This window comes from Planococcus soli (assembly GCF_016881065.1).
Taxonomy (GTDB): domain Bacteria; phylum Bacillota; class Bacilli; order Bacillales_A; family Planococcaceae; genus Planococcus; species Planococcus soli.
This window is the reverse complement of record NZ_WXYN01000022.1, coordinates 228486-243698: the sequence shown is the minus strand read 5'-3', so window position 1 is coordinate 243698 and position 15213 is coordinate 228486. Positions and strand designations below refer to the sequence as shown.

General features: G+C 45.2%; 17 protein-coding genes. 7 read left to right on the top strand and 10 right to left on the bottom strand.

Annotated elements, in window-relative coordinates; all coding sequences use genetic code 11:
* Positions 1-66: 66 nt before the first annotated feature.
* Together GJB59_RS12425 and GJB59_RS12420 are read left to right on the top strand one after the other, a co-directional pair.
* The gene (locus GJB59_RS12425) at positions 67-1344 is read left to right on the top strand and encodes a glucose-6-phosphate isomerase (protein ID WP_142828404.1); all 1278 of its coding nucleotides are present in this window, start codon (positions 67-69) and stop codon (positions 1342-1344) included.
* A 152-nt stretch (positions 1345-1496) separates the two neighbouring features.
* Positions 1497-2078 (top strand): biotin transporter BioY, encoded by a 582-nt coding sequence (locus GJB59_RS12420; RefSeq protein WP_142828403.1) that lies wholly within the window; start codon positions 1497-1499, stop codon positions 2076-2078.
* Positions 2079-2118: 40 nt separating this feature from the next.
* On the opposite strand, the gene GJB59_RS12415 is transcribed toward GJB59_RS12420, so the two are convergent.
* Positions 2119-2565 (bottom strand): HEAT repeat domain-containing protein, encoded by a 447-nt coding sequence (locus tag GJB59_RS12415; RefSeq protein ID WP_236015654.1) that lies wholly within the window; start codon positions 2563-2565, stop codon positions 2119-2121.
* A 301-nt stretch (positions 2566-2866) separates the two neighbouring features.
* On the opposite strand from GJB59_RS12415, the gene GJB59_RS12410 reads away from it, so the two are divergent.
* Together GJB59_RS12410 and srtD are read left to right on the top strand one after the other, a co-directional pair.
* Complete coding sequence (locus GJB59_RS12410) at positions 2867-3274, top strand: excalibur calcium-binding domain-containing protein (RefSeq protein ID WP_142828401.1); 408 nt, start codon at positions 2867-2869, stop codon at positions 3272-3274.
* A 54-nt stretch (positions 3275-3328) separates the two neighbouring features.
* Positions 3329-4003 (top strand): class D sortase, LPxTATN-specific, encoded by a 675-nt coding sequence (gene srtD / locus GJB59_RS12405; RefSeq protein WP_142828400.1) that lies wholly within the window; start codon positions 3329-3331, stop codon positions 4001-4003.
* A gap of 47 nt (positions 4004-4050) precedes the next feature.
* Here srtD and GJB59_RS12400 read toward each other — a convergent pair whose 3' ends face one another.
* From GJB59_RS12400 to GJB59_RS12380, 5 genes are all read right to left on the bottom strand, one after another.
* Entirely contained in the window at positions 4051-5283 is a 1233-nt protein-coding gene (locus GJB59_RS12400; RefSeq protein ID WP_142828399.1) for a cysteine desulfurase-like protein, read from the bottom strand.
* Positions 5284-5346: 63 nt separating this feature from the next.
* Positions 5347-5514 (bottom strand): hypothetical protein, encoded by a 168-nt coding sequence (locus GJB59_RS12395; RefSeq protein ID WP_185960064.1) that lies wholly within the window; start codon positions 5512-5514, stop codon positions 5347-5349.
* Positions 5515-5518: 4 nt separating this feature from the next.
* Complete coding sequence (locus GJB59_RS12390; RefSeq protein ID WP_142828398.1) at positions 5519-6481, bottom strand: TRM11 family SAM-dependent methyltransferase; 963 nt, start codon at positions 6479-6481, stop codon at positions 5519-5521.
* 69 nt (positions 6482-6550) lie between these two features.
* Positions 6551-7489, bottom strand: coding sequence for a ketopantoate reductase family protein (locus GJB59_RS12385; RefSeq protein ID WP_142828397.1), 939 nt, complete (start codon positions 7487-7489; stop codon positions 6551-6553).
* A gap of 84 nt (positions 7490-7573) precedes the next feature.
* Entirely contained in the window at positions 7574-8632 is a 1059-nt protein-coding gene (locus GJB59_RS12380; RefSeq protein WP_142828396.1) for a YkvI family membrane protein, read from the bottom strand.
* A 211-nt stretch (positions 8633-8843) separates the two neighbouring features.
* Between GJB59_RS12380 and GJB59_RS12375 the strand changes: the two genes are divergently transcribed.
* A complete protein-coding gene (locus tag GJB59_RS12375) occupies positions 8844-9395 on the top strand; it encodes a TVP38/TMEM64 family protein (RefSeq protein ID WP_142828395.1) in 552 nt (183 codons plus the stop codon).
* Between the two features lie 144 nt (positions 9396-9539).
* Positions 9540-10313 carry an alpha/beta fold hydrolase gene (locus GJB59_RS12370; RefSeq protein ID WP_142828394.1) on the top strand — a complete coding sequence of 258 codons (774 nt, stop codon included), beginning with the start codon at positions 9540-9542 and terminating at the stop codon, positions 10311-10313.
* Between the two features lie 76 nt (positions 10314-10389).
* Here GJB59_RS12370 and GJB59_RS12365 read toward each other — a convergent pair whose 3' ends face one another.
* Positions 10390-11166: a 3-hydroxybutyrate dehydrogenase gene (locus GJB59_RS12365; RefSeq protein ID WP_142828393.1), complete on the bottom strand. Its 777-nt coding sequence runs from the start codon at positions 11164-11166 to the stop codon at positions 10390-10392.
* Positions 11167-11188: 22 nt separating this feature from the next.
* Positions 11189-12508 (bottom strand): GntP family permease, encoded by a 1320-nt coding sequence (locus tag GJB59_RS12360; RefSeq protein ID WP_142828392.1) that lies wholly within the window; start codon positions 12506-12508, stop codon positions 11189-11191.
* 161 nt (positions 12509-12669) lie between these two features.
* Here GJB59_RS12360 and GJB59_RS12355 point away from each other — a divergent pair, with 161 nt between their 5' ends.
* Positions 12670-13551, top strand: a complete 882-nt coding sequence (locus GJB59_RS12355) for a LysR family transcriptional regulator (RefSeq protein ID WP_142828391.1) — start codon at positions 12670-12672, stop codon at positions 13549-13551.
* Positions 13552-13592: 41 nt separating this feature from the next.
* Here the strand turns inward: GJB59_RS12355 and GJB59_RS12350 are convergent, their stop codons facing one another.
* Positions 13593-14420, bottom strand: a complete 828-nt coding sequence (locus tag GJB59_RS12350) for an undecaprenyl-diphosphate phosphatase (RefSeq protein WP_142828390.1) — start codon at positions 14418-14420, stop codon at positions 13593-13595.
* 139 nt (positions 14421-14559) lie between these two features.
* Positions 14560-15213: an SDR family oxidoreductase gene (locus GJB59_RS12345; protein ID WP_142828389.1), complete on the bottom strand. Its 654-nt coding sequence runs from the start codon at positions 15211-15213 to the stop codon at positions 14560-14562.

Genomic DNA, 15213 nt, shown 5'->3' with positions numbered 1-15213 from the left:
TGCAAAACATCCGCAATTGCCTGTTTTAATATGGTAAACTGGTTAACAAAAGACAGGAGGGTGAATATGGTTAAAATTACATTTTCAGAATCAATTGGTGCGGTGCTAACACTTGAAAAAAGAGCACAATTAAAAGAAATTCATGATAATCTATACAGCAAAAAAGGAAAAGGCTCAGACTTTCTTGGCTGGTTGGATTGGCCAAGCAAACTTGATGAGGAGTTTTTAAAGAAAGTCGAAAAAACGGCAGCACAAATCCGTGATACCGCGGATGTTTTGGTCGTTATCGGCATCGGTGGATCGTACCTCGGTTCTAAAGCGGTACTATCGGCATTAGACTCATACTTCAGCAAAGAATCTGGGCTTGAAGTTGTTTTTGCAGGCCATCAGGTCAGCGGCGAATACTTGAAGCAGCTCCTTGCCCATCTTGACGGCAAGCGTGTCATGGTCAACGTCATTTCCAAATCCGGGAAAACGACAGAGCCAGCCATCGCTTTCCGCTTCCTGAAAGACTATATGGAGAAGCGCTACGGCCAGGAAGCTGCAGAACGAATCATCGTCACAACGGATGCTGAAAAAGGAGCCTTGCTGACACTTGCTGAAGCCAATGGCTACCAGCGCTTTGTCGTCCCTGAAGATGTTGGCGGACGCTATTCTGTCTTCACTGCTGTTGGACTTGTGCCAATTGCAGCTGCCGGCTACTCTATCCGCGACTTGATTGCAGGAGCTTTGAATGCGGAAGAGCTTTACAACAACACCGATGCGGATGAAAATCCAGCGCTGCAATACGCGGCTGTCCGCCATCAGCTTTATGTGGAAGGCTACACAACAGAAGTGATGGCGACATTTGAACCGAAGCTGTCATTCGTTCAGGAATGGTGGAAGCAACTGTTCGGCGAAAGCGAAGGCAAAGACGGCAAAGGGATCTTCCCTGCTTCTGTTTCCTTCACGACTGACCTCCATTCAATGGGGCAATATATTCAAGACGGCAAACGCAACTTGTTTGAAACCTTCCTGCTGGTCCAAGAAGCGAATGAAGATTTGACGATTTTTGAAGCTGAAAACGATGGCGACGAATTGAATTACATGGCTGGACTTTCGTTGCAGGAATTTAACCATGTAGCTTATAAAGGAACATCCAGTGCCCATTTGGACGGCGGTGTCCCTCAACTTAGCCTGACGATTCCGAAAATCGACGAATACAATATGGGCCATTTACTGTATTTCTACATGCTTGCCTGTGCCTACAGTGCCTACCTGCTCGACATCAATCCGTTCGATCAGCCAGGCGTCGAAGATTACAAGAACAACATCTTCAAACTGTTGAATAAACCTGGATTTTAAAATACAGAAAAAGCTAGCCTTTCTCGGGCTAGCTTTTTCTATGTGGAAATTTTATGACTCCTCAATTTGTGTTAACCATTTTTAAAAATAAGTTGACTTAAATATTTTCTCTACGTATACTCAATTTATATTGAAAATCAGGAGGATCCAGTATGACAACAACCACTACCAGATCGACCAATCACTCCCGCACGCTGCAATTAGTACATATTGCCATGTTCTCTGCCTTGATGGCCATTGGTGCAAATGTTTCTTCATTTTTGGTTATCGGCGGTGTGCCGATTACCTTGCAAACGTTCTTCGCAATTTTAGCAGGCCTTCTCCTTGGCAGCCGGATGGGCGCCGTGTCCATGATTGTTTATGCATTCATTGGCCTTGCCGGTGTTCCAGTCTTCGCAGGATTTTCCGGAGGGGTGGATACCATCCTCAGCCCGACATTCGGATTTATTATCTCTTTTATCTTTATCGCGTATACTGCCGGATTGATCGTTAAAAAATGGCCTAGCAAAAAGGGCTTCATCGCTGCAGCTCTAGCCGGAACTGCCGTCAATTACTTTATTGGCACCAACTGGATGTATGCGGCCTATAAGCTATGGTTTGCGGCACCCGAAGGCTTCACGTACCAGATGGCTTGGGCATGGATGGCTGTCCCGCTTCCAAAAGATTTGATCCTGGCTGTGCTCGCCGGTTTGTTCGGCTATCGTTTACGCCCCATTATTCAAAAATACCTATAGAAAAAACGGATGCCACAGTGGCATCCGTTTTTTATTGGCCTTATTTAGACGGAGCTGATTTCCACTGGTCTTCCAGCCATTTTTCGAAGTCTTCGCCTTTGTCGCCTTTGTACGTATCGTAAATATCCACGCGCATTTTTTGCAGCTTTTCTTTGAATTCTTCATAAGTGTGATCTTTAGGCAAACTCTTTTTGATGCGGACCAGCACTTTGGAAGTATCTTTAATTAGATCAAATTTCTTCCGTTCCGGCATATGGACGTTTTCGCCAAAGTCCTTAAGTTTCGCATAAGCCGCTTCCTGAACCTGATAAACAGGGTCATGGTTCATGCGATGGGTCAAAATATCGATTGTTGGTTCGCTCTTCCACTTGCCAAGCTCTTCAACCGCAGCCAAACGCTCTTTCCAATTTGCTGTCCGGTTCGCCGCTTTTTTCAATTCGTCGTAATTCGGTGGTAAGTTAGTGACATCTTTATTCGGTTGTTTCAAAAAATTCATTCTCCTTTATTCATCTCCCTTTGCGGGAAATGGCATAATGCTCTCCGTTGACGGAACAAGTTCCTACCAGTATACCATCAACTGATGCAAAAGGAAAAAAGTCGATTATTCTGCCAGTCTAACAATTACCTTTAAAAAGCAGATTCACTATTATTATCCGGTATTTTCCATAAGTCATATTACCTTTTTATCTAATATTTGATAAAATTATTAAAAAATTATTTGAAAATTAAGTAAACTAAAGTTAAAATGGAAATGTGTTACATAATTTATTGGAAGAGGAGGAATATTTATGAAGAAAAAATTAGTTGGAATTGCTTTTGGTTCATTTCTTTTATTGGGGTCCGCGTTGAATGTCGGCGCAGTGGAAAACGATAGAAATTGTGATGATTTTTCCAGCCATGAAGAAGTTATGGCATTCTGGTACGAGAATGGTTACAGTGCAGAAAATGATCCTCATGATTTAGATCGTGATAATGATGGATTGGCTTGCGAAGTCAGCCAAAGTGAATACGATAGTTACGTAGCAAACCAAGAAGCTGATGACTCTTCTGACGAAACAGTTGCTGAAGATGAAACAGAAGAAGGAGCTGCGTTGCCGAATACTGCTTCAAATGGTCCATTGATGATGCTATTTGGTGCAGGGCTTGCTGGTGCTGGTTCACTTCTACTGTTCCGCCGCAAAACACAAGACGCATAAAACAAAACTTGCCGGCAGGGAATTTCCTGCCGATTCTCTTTGAGGTGAAGGCAGATGAGAAAGTGGCTTGGCGTTCTGTTACTTGTTTCAGGTTTGACGATTGGGCTTTACCACTTATTCGAATGGCATACTGCCGCAAGCTCAGCACAAAATCTAACTGTTGAAGAACTGGAAAAAATTCAGGAGCTAGAAAAGCAGCCTGCAGCAGCGATTCAGGATGACCCCATTAAACTAACCGAAAAAGAAGAAACACTTCCCTCTCCTATTGAAAAGCCATTGCCAGTGCTGACTACCTCCATTCAACAAGAAGCAGGAGGAAAAACAGCAGATTTACTGATTCCTAAAATCGGCCAAAAGTATCCGGTTTATTGGGGAGCCGATGAGGAAACTTTGGAAAAAGGCGTAGGCTTATATGTCAGTGATTTAACAACAATTCCGGGCGAAAATGGCCATACCGTATTAAGCGGACATCGTGATACGGTTTTTACCGGGTTGGCTCATCTCGAAGAAAAAGATGATTTACTCGTTCAATACGATGGAGAAACTTTTGTTTATGAGATTACCGATATTTGGATCACACATGAAGATGACAGAACCGTGATTGTTGAAAAAGATCAATCTACCCTGACATTAACTACTTGTTATCCGTTTGATTTTATCGGCACTGCGCCAGATCGTTACATTGTGCAAGCAGAACTTATTTCAACTCATGAAACGGCTTCAAAATAAAAAGGACAACTGCCGATTTTTTTATCAGCTGTTGTCCTGTTTTATTATTAAAGGTTCTTTATGGCATCAATCAAACGTTCTACTTCTTCTTCCGTGCTGTAAGGTGCAAGCCCTGCCCGCACCCAGCCGCCGCTGTCGTTGACGCCAAGCACATCACCAAGCGTAGAAGCATAAAAATGGCCGGCAGCGGCAAAAATGCTGTGTTCTTCTGCCAATCTCTTGCAGATTTCTGCCGGTTCAATGCCTTGAACCTGGAATGCGACTGTCGGCGTTTTTGGCACATTTGCGGCAGCCTGCGTGACCGTCACGCCTTCAATGGCTGACAACCCTTCGCGCAGCCGATGAGCCAAATTGTTTTCGTGTGCTTCAATCTGCTCCAGGCCCGACAAGATACGTTCTCTGCGAGTTTTTCCTTCGCCAAATCCTGCAAAAAACTCAATGGCTGGAAGAATGCCCGCAATGCCTTCATGGTTTTGTGTACCGGTTTCCAGTTTGTCCGGATAATAGGAGGGCGACGTAGTCAGCTTATAAGGCTCCAGCTTTTTGAAGACCTCTTCTTTAATCGCAGCAATCCCGATATGCGGCCCGAAAAACTTGTAGGCAGAACACAATAAAATATCAATTTGCTGCCTGTTCCGGTCAATCGGCAAATGCGGGGCGGCATGAACAGCGTCTGCTACCAGCAACGCACCGACTTTTTTCGCCCGTTCGGCGAACGGTTCGAGATCGACAATTGTGCCTATCGCGTTGGAAGCCATTCCGACAGCCACAATCTTTGTCTTGTCATTGATCTGTTTGTCCAGATCGCTCAGATCCAGTGTTTTTGTTTCGGTATCGACTTTGACCCAGCGGACTGTTAATCCCCGGTCTTCTGCCATCATGATCCACGGATCGACATTGGCTCGGTGATCCATTTCCGTGACGACAATTTCGTCGCCTGTTTTAAAGTTTTTGCCAAGTGCGTTGGCTATGGCAATCGTCAAGGTCGTCATGTTGGCGCCGAATGCCACTTCTTTTGCCTGGACATTCAGAAAGTCGGCCACTGCAAGCCTTGCCTCCGAGATGATTTCCTCAGTTTCCCAGCTTGATGGGAAAGACCCGTGAAGATTTGCGCCTCCTCTTTCCATATAGGCTGAAATAGCCTCGATCGCAGAACGGACGACTTGCGAACCACCAGGACCATCAAAATAAGCAACGGGTTTGTCTTTATACATTCTGGCCAAGGCAGGAAATTGCTCACGTACTTCGGTGATAGGAAAAGTTGTTTTCGTGGATTTCATTATCTGCAGCTCCTTTTCAAATAAGGTACTGTTACCGTATTCAATTTTCCGCTGGAATCTCCTTTATTTTTCAGCGATTTTTGGAATATGTTCCGTTGTGGGGGAAATACGATCCATTACGCCTGAAATACAATCCGCAACAGCCAAAATACGATCCATTCCAACCACAATACGATTCTGCCACCACTTGGCCACAAAAAAAGCGCCGCGATTTGCGGCGCTCGTGTTCATTCGTTTAACCTGCTTTTTGGCATACCAGAATTTCACGCAGGAACAGCCCTTTTTTCGCCACGCAGCGATCCGTGACAACAAATCCTGCTTCTTCGATCATATGGTCCATTTTCTCGATGGTGACGACCAGGAGCTTTTCCGAAAATGGATGCGCGTCTTTTAAAATCGCCAATTGATCTGCAGGTGTTGCGTGTGTATATAAATTGTATGGCATGTCAATAATGGCTACGTCGTACTTGTCTTCAACTTCCGCAATCGGGCCCAGCGCCACTTTGCCCGTCAATCCGAAATGGGCAATGTTTTCACGGGATCCATCGACGACCAGCGGGTTGATGTCTCGCCCGACAATATCTATGCCCATCGACAAAGCTTCCACCAACACCGTCCCAATTCCGCAGCAAGGATCGATGGCTTTAACGCCTTCCGGTTGTGGCACTGCAATGTTCGCTACAGCCCGCGCAACGCGGGTACTGAGTGCTGTCGAATATTCCCTCGGCTTTTTCATGTGCTTAAACCAAATCGGCTCACTTTGGAGATAGCGCCCGAAATACCAGCGGCCTTCAAACGGAATCAACCCGAATGTGACATCGGGATCATGGACATCCGCTTCGCCGGTAATCGCTGAACCAATTTGCCGCTCGACGTCCCGCTTCCCTAAGTAATCGACCTGGTCAAGCTCAGACAAACCATTGATTTTCAAAAAAATCACTTTAAACGTCGCATCTGCCATGTCAACTCCTGCAGACTTTTCCAGAATGTCCTGCAACGTATCGCCTTCAAAATACAATTCGATGCGCTCTTTAATAAACGGACTTCGGCTTGGATCAATAGCCACTCCGCTCTTGATAATTCTTTTACTGGTATCCTTCCCAAAAAAAGAACGCATTTCCAATTGGCATAGTGCTTCTTCATCATTCGTATAGGCGTATGTATAAATATAATTGCCTGTTGCAGTTAATCGATTCAATTCATCCCGTCCTTACCTGCCCTGTAGTTCAGGACACTATCCCTCAATTATAACAGAATCTGTTTAAAGTTAGTCGACTTGAAGATCATAATTCGCTTCGATGACTTTAACGATTCCTGTGATCAACTCATTGTACGGTGTCTCGATGCCGTGCTTCTTACCGAGCTTCGCTACAGCACCGTTAATCGCTTCAATTTCTGTTTTCCGTTTATGCAGTACATCCATCAGCATTGAAGACTTATTTGCCCCGATGTCTTCCTGGCCCATCTTCAAGCACTTCGCAACAGTTGCTTCCGCATCCACAGAGATGCCTTCCGCTTTGGCTACCTGGACGGATTCCGTGACAACGCTCCGCAATAAAGCTTTGCCCTCAACCGTATTCAGGATATCGCCATTTCTCAACCGCGTCAGCGCAGTCAGCGAATTATAGGCGACATTGACGAACAGTTTATTCCAGATGACTGTTTGCACATCTTCCGCCAATCCCGTTTCCAGTCCCGAGCGATTCAGCAACTCAATAAATTCCAGCAGCGTTTCCTGTGCATCCACATCTTCAGATCGGCCAATATAGTTTTTTCCCCAGCCCCGGTGAAGTATCCGGCCGTTGCTTTCGACACTGGCCCCGCAGCCCATTGTTCCGGCGACCACTGGATTATTCGGAAAGAGCTCAGCAATCGCTTGCAAATTCCCCAAACCATTCTGCATGGTAACAAGCAGCGTTTCCGAGGAAAACGCACTTTTCAAAGACTCCAATACCTCCTTGGTTGCATGCGCTTTTACGAGTACCAACACCAAATCATAGGCATCTGTTTTTGAAACGTCCTGCACCACTGTCAACGGAACCGTCGTCTCCTGGTTATCACGTTCAACAATCGTCAATCCGCTCTGATTGATCGTTTCCACATGCGGATTCCTTCTGTTGTATAGAAAAACTTCAGCTTGCTGAGCTTTTAGGCGGCCGCCGAACAAACTGCCCATTGCGCCGGCACCTATAATCAGTATTTTCATCAAACCCCTCTTTTCCGGCTTTTATTAGCCTGAATATACCATAAAAAAACCAGCTTCCTCTATAGGACAGCTGGTTTTCCATACTTATTTTTTTGCCGTTTTTCCAGTTTTGCGAATATCCGCAACTACCAAGGCACCTACCAAAAGGAGGCCAAGGTAACCGACAACCGGATAGAACCAGTTGACGAGCGCCGTAAATCCAAGAAAGCTCAAGAGAAATGCTGCCGCTCCTGAAATGATGACAAAAATGCGGAAGCGGCTTGTCCCCATCTCTACAAACCGGGCTGAAAACGACAGCAGCAGGCTGACCGCTGTATTATAGATCATCGCAAAAATAACAATTGCCATGATTACACCTAATATTGGGGAGATGTTATCAGCAAGTGCGAGCATCGGCAAATCCGAAGAGCCGACAACATCGACTTTAGCGAATATCGCCAAATAGCTCAAGAGAATCAAAAAGCCGAAACCAAGTCCGCCGATCAGACCGCCGCGGGCTGCGATTTTTTCATCCTTCTCCGCACCACCCATGACGAGGGACATGGATGCACCAAGCGCAATAGCGAGCGATACGTAATTGATGGCGGATAATAGCCAGTGAGGTGTCGATGACAATTGTTCCCTAGCCACCGGCTCCAATTCCGCAAAACTTGAATCCATCGTTGTTAAACTGTATACAGTGATTCCAACGACCATCAAGACCAAAAACGGGGTAATGCTGCTGATGATGGTAATCACTTTCTTAACATTCAACATGATCGTAAGAATAACGAGGATAATCATGATGGTTCGGCCAAATGCTGGCGTCAGGTCAAATTGCTGGGAGAAAATCGATCCTGCTCCAGCAACCATGACAACCAGAATTCCAAACAAAGTCAATATGAGGGTGTAATCGATTATCTTTCCTAAAACCCTTCCACTTATCGCATACACTGCATCTTCATGCGAAATGGTTTGCATCCGGCTGCCAAGGCCCATGAGCACCATTCCCAAATAACCGAACAATGCTGTTGCGACAAGCACCGCACCAAATCCCCAATAGCCAAAGCTTGTGAAATACTGCAGAATTTCTTGTCCGGAAGCAAAGCCTGCTCCCACTACAATCCCAATAAATGCACTAGCAATCTTTAAACTTTTTTTCATCATCTCTTCCTTTCATTTTGTTATAACCTCTTTTTATCAGCTGCTGAAAAGAGACTTCTCCCCTTTTCTCGTTTTAAAACCACCTCTTCTTTTTCCCGGTATAGATGGATTTAAACTTAAATATCCGAAAAACCTTCATCCTTCTTGCTTTTACGACATTTTTGGATTATCCTACCTTATTAGCAAACATATTTAGGGAGGTCGGGATCGTATGGAGCAATTCGATCAATCCCTCGAAGCATTCATGGATAGCGTCGGTTGGCTGGCACCATTTCTTTTTGTTTTATTGCACTTAGTGCGCCCTCTTTTGTTTCTGCCGGTTATTGCAGTTTGCGTTGCCGGAGGTTTCTTGTTCGGATTTTTTGAAGGCGCCTTTTTGTCATTTATCGGCCTGACTTTAATGAGCTGGGTATCCTATCTGCTGGTTAACAAATTCCCTAAATTCCAGGACAAAATGGCTCGCCTGAAAGACAAGATTTTTCCTGATCGCACCCTGTCGGTTTTCCAAGTGATGATTCTTCGTATTATGCCGTTTGTCCATTTCCATTTGCTGTCCCTGTACTTGATGGAGATGACAAAAACATTGAAAGAATACATGATCATTTCTGCTCTGGGTCTTATCGCCCCTGCCATCCTCTATACTGCTTTTGGCCAGGCTATTACGGAATTTCCGTGGTACACCACCCTCAGCATGTTTATACTCCTGGCAGCTATCTTCAGTTTTATCGAAAAATGGCATAATTCCAAAGCACAATCCAATTGATTTGCAAAGAGCAGCATCAGCAGTTGATTTTTAGCACAACCCTCCGTTGTGCTTTTTAATTTGTCCAAAAAGCTATAATCTCATAGCCACAGGGTATGACAAATAAGAAAGCATTAATCAGATTACTAAAAAAGGAGAATTACAATGCCCATTTTCAAACACCGGGAGATCGAATTATTTTACGAAGATATTGGTGAAGGACGTCCGCTTCTCCTGCTCCATGGATTGACCAGCAGTTCAGCAATGTTTTATCGGGAGATCGATTTCTTCAAAAAAGAGCGCCGTGTTATTGCACTGGATTCACGCGGCCATGGCAATTCCAGCCGCCTCGAGCAGTACACATTGCAAGACCATATAGAAGATGCCATCGCACTCCTTTCCCATCTGAAAATAGAGGCCGTCGATGTGCTCGGCGTATCCATGGGCAGCTATATCGCACAAGGCGTTGCAATCCAGAATGCCGAAAAAGTCAAAAAGCTGATACTGGTCGCTACGAAATCATACGGCGAACAATCATCCATGGCCGAGCTTTTTGACCGCTACGCTAACAAGTTTGATGGGTTGAGCCTGATCGACAAATTCAGTGCATCTTCCAGTTATATTTACCATAACCAAAATCGGGTCGATGAATGGCTCAGCCAAACGGCTCAAAATAGACGGCAATTGAACATGAAAGAGCAAGGCATCGCGGCAGATGCTTTGGAAAAATTCGACTTTCGCCAACAGCTCGCGAAGATTACTGCTGAAACCTTAGTAATCAGCGGGACATTTGACGGCTTGAATCCCCCTGAAAAAGGACGCGAAACAGCTGTCTTCATACCGGACGCCACCTTTATGGAATTCAGGCGCTCCGGACACGCCCCCAATGTCGAACAGCCCTACCTCTTTCTTGGAATTGCTGAAAATTTTCTGGAATAGATTTTCTTCGAAAAAACAAGAATTCATGCACAAAACCCGTCCAGCGCAAACGCTGGACGGGTTTATTTGAGCATTTTTATTGAGCTGTGTAGCCGCCGTCCAAAACGACGGCTTGCCCTGTTACACCGGATGCTTTATCACTTGCTAAAAACATCGTATAATCCGAAATTTCTTTTACCGCCAAAAGACGCTTTTGGGGAATCAACGGATACAGCACTTCTTCAAAAACTTTTTCGATCGGCACATTGCGGGTCTTTGCCAAATCATTCATCTGATTTTGGACCAGCGGCGTATCCACATAGCCCGGGCACATAGCGTTGACGGTAATGCCATGCTCCGCGCCTTCAAGTGCGGCTACTTTGGTCAAACCGATGACGCCGTGTTTTGCGCTGTTGTAAGCGGCTTTCCCGGCAAACCCAACCAGTCCATTGATGGACGCCATGTTGATAATGCGTCCTGATCCTTGTTTTTTCATAATCGGGAATGCGTGCTTGGTCGCAATAAACGGCGCAATCAACATGATCCGAATCAATAACTCATACTTTTCAGTCGGAAATTCCTCGAGCGGTGCAATGAACTGCAATCCCGCATTATTTATCAGCACATCAAGCGATCCATAATGGGCAGTTGTCTGTTCTATGGCATTTTTGATATCTTCTTCACTTGTCACATCGCATTTAATGCCGATACAGTCAAAGCCCTTGGACGTTAGAGTATCTGCAGCTGCCTTCACCGCTTCTTCATTGATATCTGTCAATACAATCTTCGCGCCAGCTTCTGCAAAATCGGAACTGATTTCATAGCCGATTCCGCTGGCGGCGCCTGTTATTAAGACGACTTTATTTTCTACCATAGTATTTTTCCTCCCAGTTTCATTAAATGCCAAGTCCTAATGAAAATAAAATGATTGCGATTACGGTCCCAATCAGTGGTACGATGACCGTAACTGCCCCTACAGCTCCATATGCGGCTTTATGTGTTTCACCACAAATTCCTTGAATAGTGGTAACTACATAGCCATTATGCGGCAACGAATCCAAAGCTCCTGAGGAGATTGAAATCGTCCGGTGCAACGCTTCAGCATTTACACCCAGATCCAAATAATACGGTGCCAGCAATGGCAAGGCAATGGCCTGTCCGCCAGAAGAAGAGCCGGTGATGCCGGCAATGACACTGACCGCGATAGCGCCGCCAATGAGCGGGCTTCCCGGAATGTTGGTCATGGCATCAACAGCTGTCTGGAAAGCTGGTGCGGCTTTAGCAACTCCCCCAAAGCCAACTACTGCTGCCGTATTGCCGATCGCAATCAATGCACCAATCGTTCCTTCTGACAACGCTTTGCCGACATTCAGGAAGTACTTGCGGTTCAATAAATAAGTTGTGATGACACCACCCAATAAGGCAATGATCAGTGCAGACGTCATTAACGAATCATGGAAAATAAATGAAATGACGAGAACTACAAGCAAAGGAATCAAGCCCATAATCGGATTTGGCAGATCGCGATTTTCTACAATAGGATCCGTGGAACGCGCTTCGAAGCGCTCTCCTTTATTGACAGCTTTTTGAATCATACGCTTTAACCACCAGTAGCCGAAGACGGCCATAAAGACAGCCACCAGGATGCTTACTTCCCACCCTGCATAGGGAGTCGTGTTCAAATACTCAATCGGAATCCAGTTTTGGATTTCCGGTGAACCAGCAGAAGTCATGGTGAATGTTACCGAACCCAATGCCAAAGCAGCTGGGATAAACCGACGCGGCAGATCTGCCTGTTTGAACAAGCTAAGAGCCATCGGGAAAACTGAGAATGCAACAACGAACAAACTAACGCCGCCGTACGTCAATACCGCACAGGCAATGACAATTGCCAACACTGCTTTGGATAAACCGAACTTGCCAACCAGCCATCTCGATACGCTGTCAGCAGCTCCGCTGTCTTCCATTACTTTACCAAATATTGCTCCAAGCAGGAACATCGGGAACCACGATGTGATAAATCCAGAAAAACTGGTCATATAATTCGTCAGTAAATTCGCTTCCCCTTCTCCTACCAGTTGCGGAAACAATGGAATTCCACTGAAAACCGCTACAAACAATGCCGATAACGGACCTGCAATCAATAAGTTCATGCCTTTCATCGTCAAAACAATGAGCAGGACAAGTCCCCCAACCATTCCAATCATACTTAACATGTAAAATCCCCCTTTTTTGTAACCGCTTACTTAAAGCCTAATAATTATCTAAATATTTAGATCTTCTGTTGCTTTCATTAGTGTACAACTACAAGATTGATAGGTAAAATGAATAATAACTATAAGTTCTATAACAATTAGTTATAAGTAAGGAGAATGATATGGATATTCGCCAATTGACTTATTTTGTAGAAGTTGCCAAGCATCAAAGTTTCACAAAAGCCGCCCATGCTCTTCATGTGACACAACCCACATTAAGCAAAATGGTCAAGAATTTGGAAGATGAAATGGATGTGGTGCTGCTGGACCGCTCTGCCCGCCAAATCAGTTTGACTGACGCTGGCGAAGTAGTATATGAGCAAGCCCAGAAAATTATCCATAGCCTTGACGATTTATCTGCCTCGCTGTACGACATCATGAACTTGAAAAAAGGAAAAATAAAAATCGGACTGCCGCCTGTGATCAGCACCCTGTTTTTTCCAACCATCATCGCTGAATTTCAGCGCTCCTATCCGGATGTGACAATCATGCTGGCAGAGGATGGCGCCAAAACAGTCGAAAGAAAAGTATATGAAGGTGAAGTCGATTTGGGGTTCGTTATGCTGCCAGTCGACAAGGAAAAATACGATGTCGTCCCGTTTGTCGACCAGGAAATCAAGTTGCTGGTCCACGAATCACATTCCCTTGCCCATCATGACTTGATTGATTTGATTCAATTTAAAGACGACCCTTTTCTGCTCCTTAGCAAGGAGTTTACATTGAACAGCCGAACGGTCGAATTCTGCATCAGTGAAGGGTTCACTCCAAAAATCGCCTATGAAAGTTCGCAATGGGACTTTATCGTCGGTATGGTGGAGAAAAATTTAGGTGTCACGCTTATGCCAAAGCTGATTTGCGACCGCGTTAAGGATGGCCCTTTTAAAATGATTTCACTAACGAATACCTTTCCATGGAGACTCGGCATCATCATGGCGAAAAACCGGTACGTCCCCTACGTTTCGCGCGAATTCATAGCATTGGTGGAGAAATTGCCGAAGGTTTGATGCAAAAAAGGAGCTTCCTCACGGGAAGCTCCTTTTGTTTGCTATAGAAACACTATGACTGCTAGTATAGCGGCCAACACCAATCGGTAAATGGCAAATGGCACCAGTTTGATGCGTGAAATAAGTTTCAGGAAGAAACGGATGGAAATTAACGCGAAAACAAAGGCTGAAACAAAGCCGACAATGTAGAAAGACAGATAGTCCATCGACAAGGTATCCCAGTTTTTCAAGACCGATACCAGGCTTGCACCGAACATAATCGGAACTGCCATAATGAAGGTGAAGTCTGCTGCAACCCGGTGGTTTAAACCGAACAGCACGCCGCCCGATATCGTTGCGCCTGAGCGGGAGAATCCTGGCCATAGCGACAGGCATTGGACAAGTCCAATTTTTAATGCCTGGATGTATGTAATTTCATCCAGTGAATTGACCGACGGATTTTTCGGTCCGAACTTATCTGCAACAATCATCAGGATTGCTCCGGCAACCAGCGCATAGATGACCGTCTCTACTCCGAACAAATGGTCGTCGATCAAGTCTTTAAAAGCAAATCCGAAAACTACTGCCGGCAGCATGCCGATGATGACGTGCAAAAGATTGAAGCTCGAGTTTGCCTGCTGTCCCTCAATTTTATACAAGCCAACCAAACTGAACAGCCTTTTCCAAAATACTACGACAACTGCCAGGATCGATCCCAGCTGAATGACGATTTTAAATGTGTTTGCTGGGTATTTCCCCAAAAACTCCTGTGACTTCAACCACATATCATCGACGATGATCAAATGGCCGGTGGAGGAAACCGGCGCAAACTCGGTCATGCCTTCCACAAACCCTAAAATTAATGCCTTGAGTAAATCAAACCAATCCATGTCTGTTAATCCCGCTTTCCCTAGTAAAATAATTGCATATGCTTTTTTTGATAAAAAAATTTTTTTGTTCAACTAGAATAGAACGCTGTATAACTGGAAAAGGTTGCAGCGATTTTAGCTAAGGAAAGTATTTTCACAGTTATTTTCCTGCTTTTGTTTTCACAGCTAAGCCGATTGCTTCTTGTCCCCGAACCACTTCCAATATCTGGCCTGCAGTTTCGGGATATTGGAGCAATTCAGCCAGCACAGCAGCTACATCTTCACGGGAAATGGTATCGTACATTAAAGTATATCCCAAGTTCACAGTGCCGGTGCCCGCTTGGTCCGTCAAAGTTCCCGGCCGCAAAATCGTCCAATCCAATCCGGTTTTCACCAAGTCAACTTCGGACTGACGTTTAATTTTCATGTAATGTTCGAAGCTGGCTGCTGGTTCTTTATCGCGGCCCGCATCAGGAAAAGCCGATACCAGCAAAAAGCGGCTGACTCCTGCCAATTCGGCAGCTTTTGCAATTTTCACCAGTCCTGCGCCATCAATGGCAGTGGTCAGCTCTTCTCCTGCTCCACCGGCGCCGGCTGAAAATACAACGGCGTCGCAAGATTTTAGAAGCCGTGAAAAATCCTCGGCAGATGTCTCGATGAGATCAGCTAAGACGGTTTGAATGCCTTGTGCCTCCAATTGCCCGGCTTGTTCAGCTTTGCGAATAAAACCTACTGGCTCATCTCCTCTATCGACCAAGATGCGTCCTAATTTGCTGCCTACTTTTCCGTTTGCTCCAATGATTGCCACTTTCAT

Coding starts and splice junctions, on each gene's coding strand:
- GJB59_RS12400 (WP_142828399.1), bottom strand. CDS start 5,283: ATGAAATCCACGAAAACAACTTTTCCTATCACCGAAGTACGTGAGCAA.
- GJB59_RS12345 (WP_142828389.1), bottom strand. CDS start 15,213: ATGAAAGTGGCAATCATTGGAGCAAACGGAAAAGTAGGCAGCAAATTA.
- GJB59_RS12350 (WP_142828390.1), bottom strand. CDS start 14,420: ATGGATTGGTTTGATTTACTCAAGGCATTAATTTTAGGGTTTGTGGAA.
- GJB59_RS12380 (WP_142828396.1), bottom strand. CDS start 8,632: ATGAAAAAAAGTTTAAAGATTGCTAGTGCATTTATTGGGATTGTAGTG.
- GJB59_RS12355 (WP_142828391.1), top strand. CDS start 12,670: ATGGATATTCGCCAATTGACTTATTTTGTAGAAGTTGCCAAGCATCAA.
- srtD (WP_142828400.1), top strand. CDS start 3,329: ATGAGAAAGTGGCTTGGCGTTCTGTTACTTGTTTCAGGTTTGACGATT.
- GJB59_RS12370 (WP_142828394.1), top strand. CDS start 9,540: ATGCCCATTTTCAAACACCGGGAGATCGAATTATTTTACGAAGATATT.
- GJB59_RS12425 (WP_142828404.1), top strand. CDS start 67: ATGGTTAAAATTACATTTTCAGAATCAATTGGTGCGGTGCTAACACTT.
- GJB59_RS12395 (WP_185960064.1), bottom strand. CDS start 5,514: ATGAACACGAGCGCCGCAAATCGCGGCGCTTTTTTTGTGGCCAAGTGG.
- GJB59_RS12375 (WP_142828395.1), top strand. CDS start 8,844: ATGGAGCAATTCGATCAATCCCTCGAAGCATTCATGGATAGCGTCGGT.
- GJB59_RS12385 (WP_142828397.1), bottom strand. CDS start 7,489: ATGAAAATACTGATTATAGGTGCCGGCGCAATGGGCAGTTTGTTCGGC.
- GJB59_RS12360 (WP_142828392.1), bottom strand. CDS start 12,508: ATGTTAAGTATGATTGGAATGGTTGGGGGACTTGTCCTGCTCATTGTT.
- GJB59_RS12365 (WP_142828393.1), bottom strand. CDS start 11,166: ATGGTAGAAAATAAAGTCGTCTTAATAACAGGCGCCGCCAGCGGAATC.
- GJB59_RS12420 (WP_142828403.1), top strand. CDS start 1,497: ATGACAACAACCACTACCAGATCGACCAATCACTCCCGCACGCTGCAA.
- GJB59_RS12410 (WP_142828401.1), top strand. CDS start 2,867: ATGAAGAAAAAATTAGTTGGAATTGCTTTTGGTTCATTTCTTTTATTG.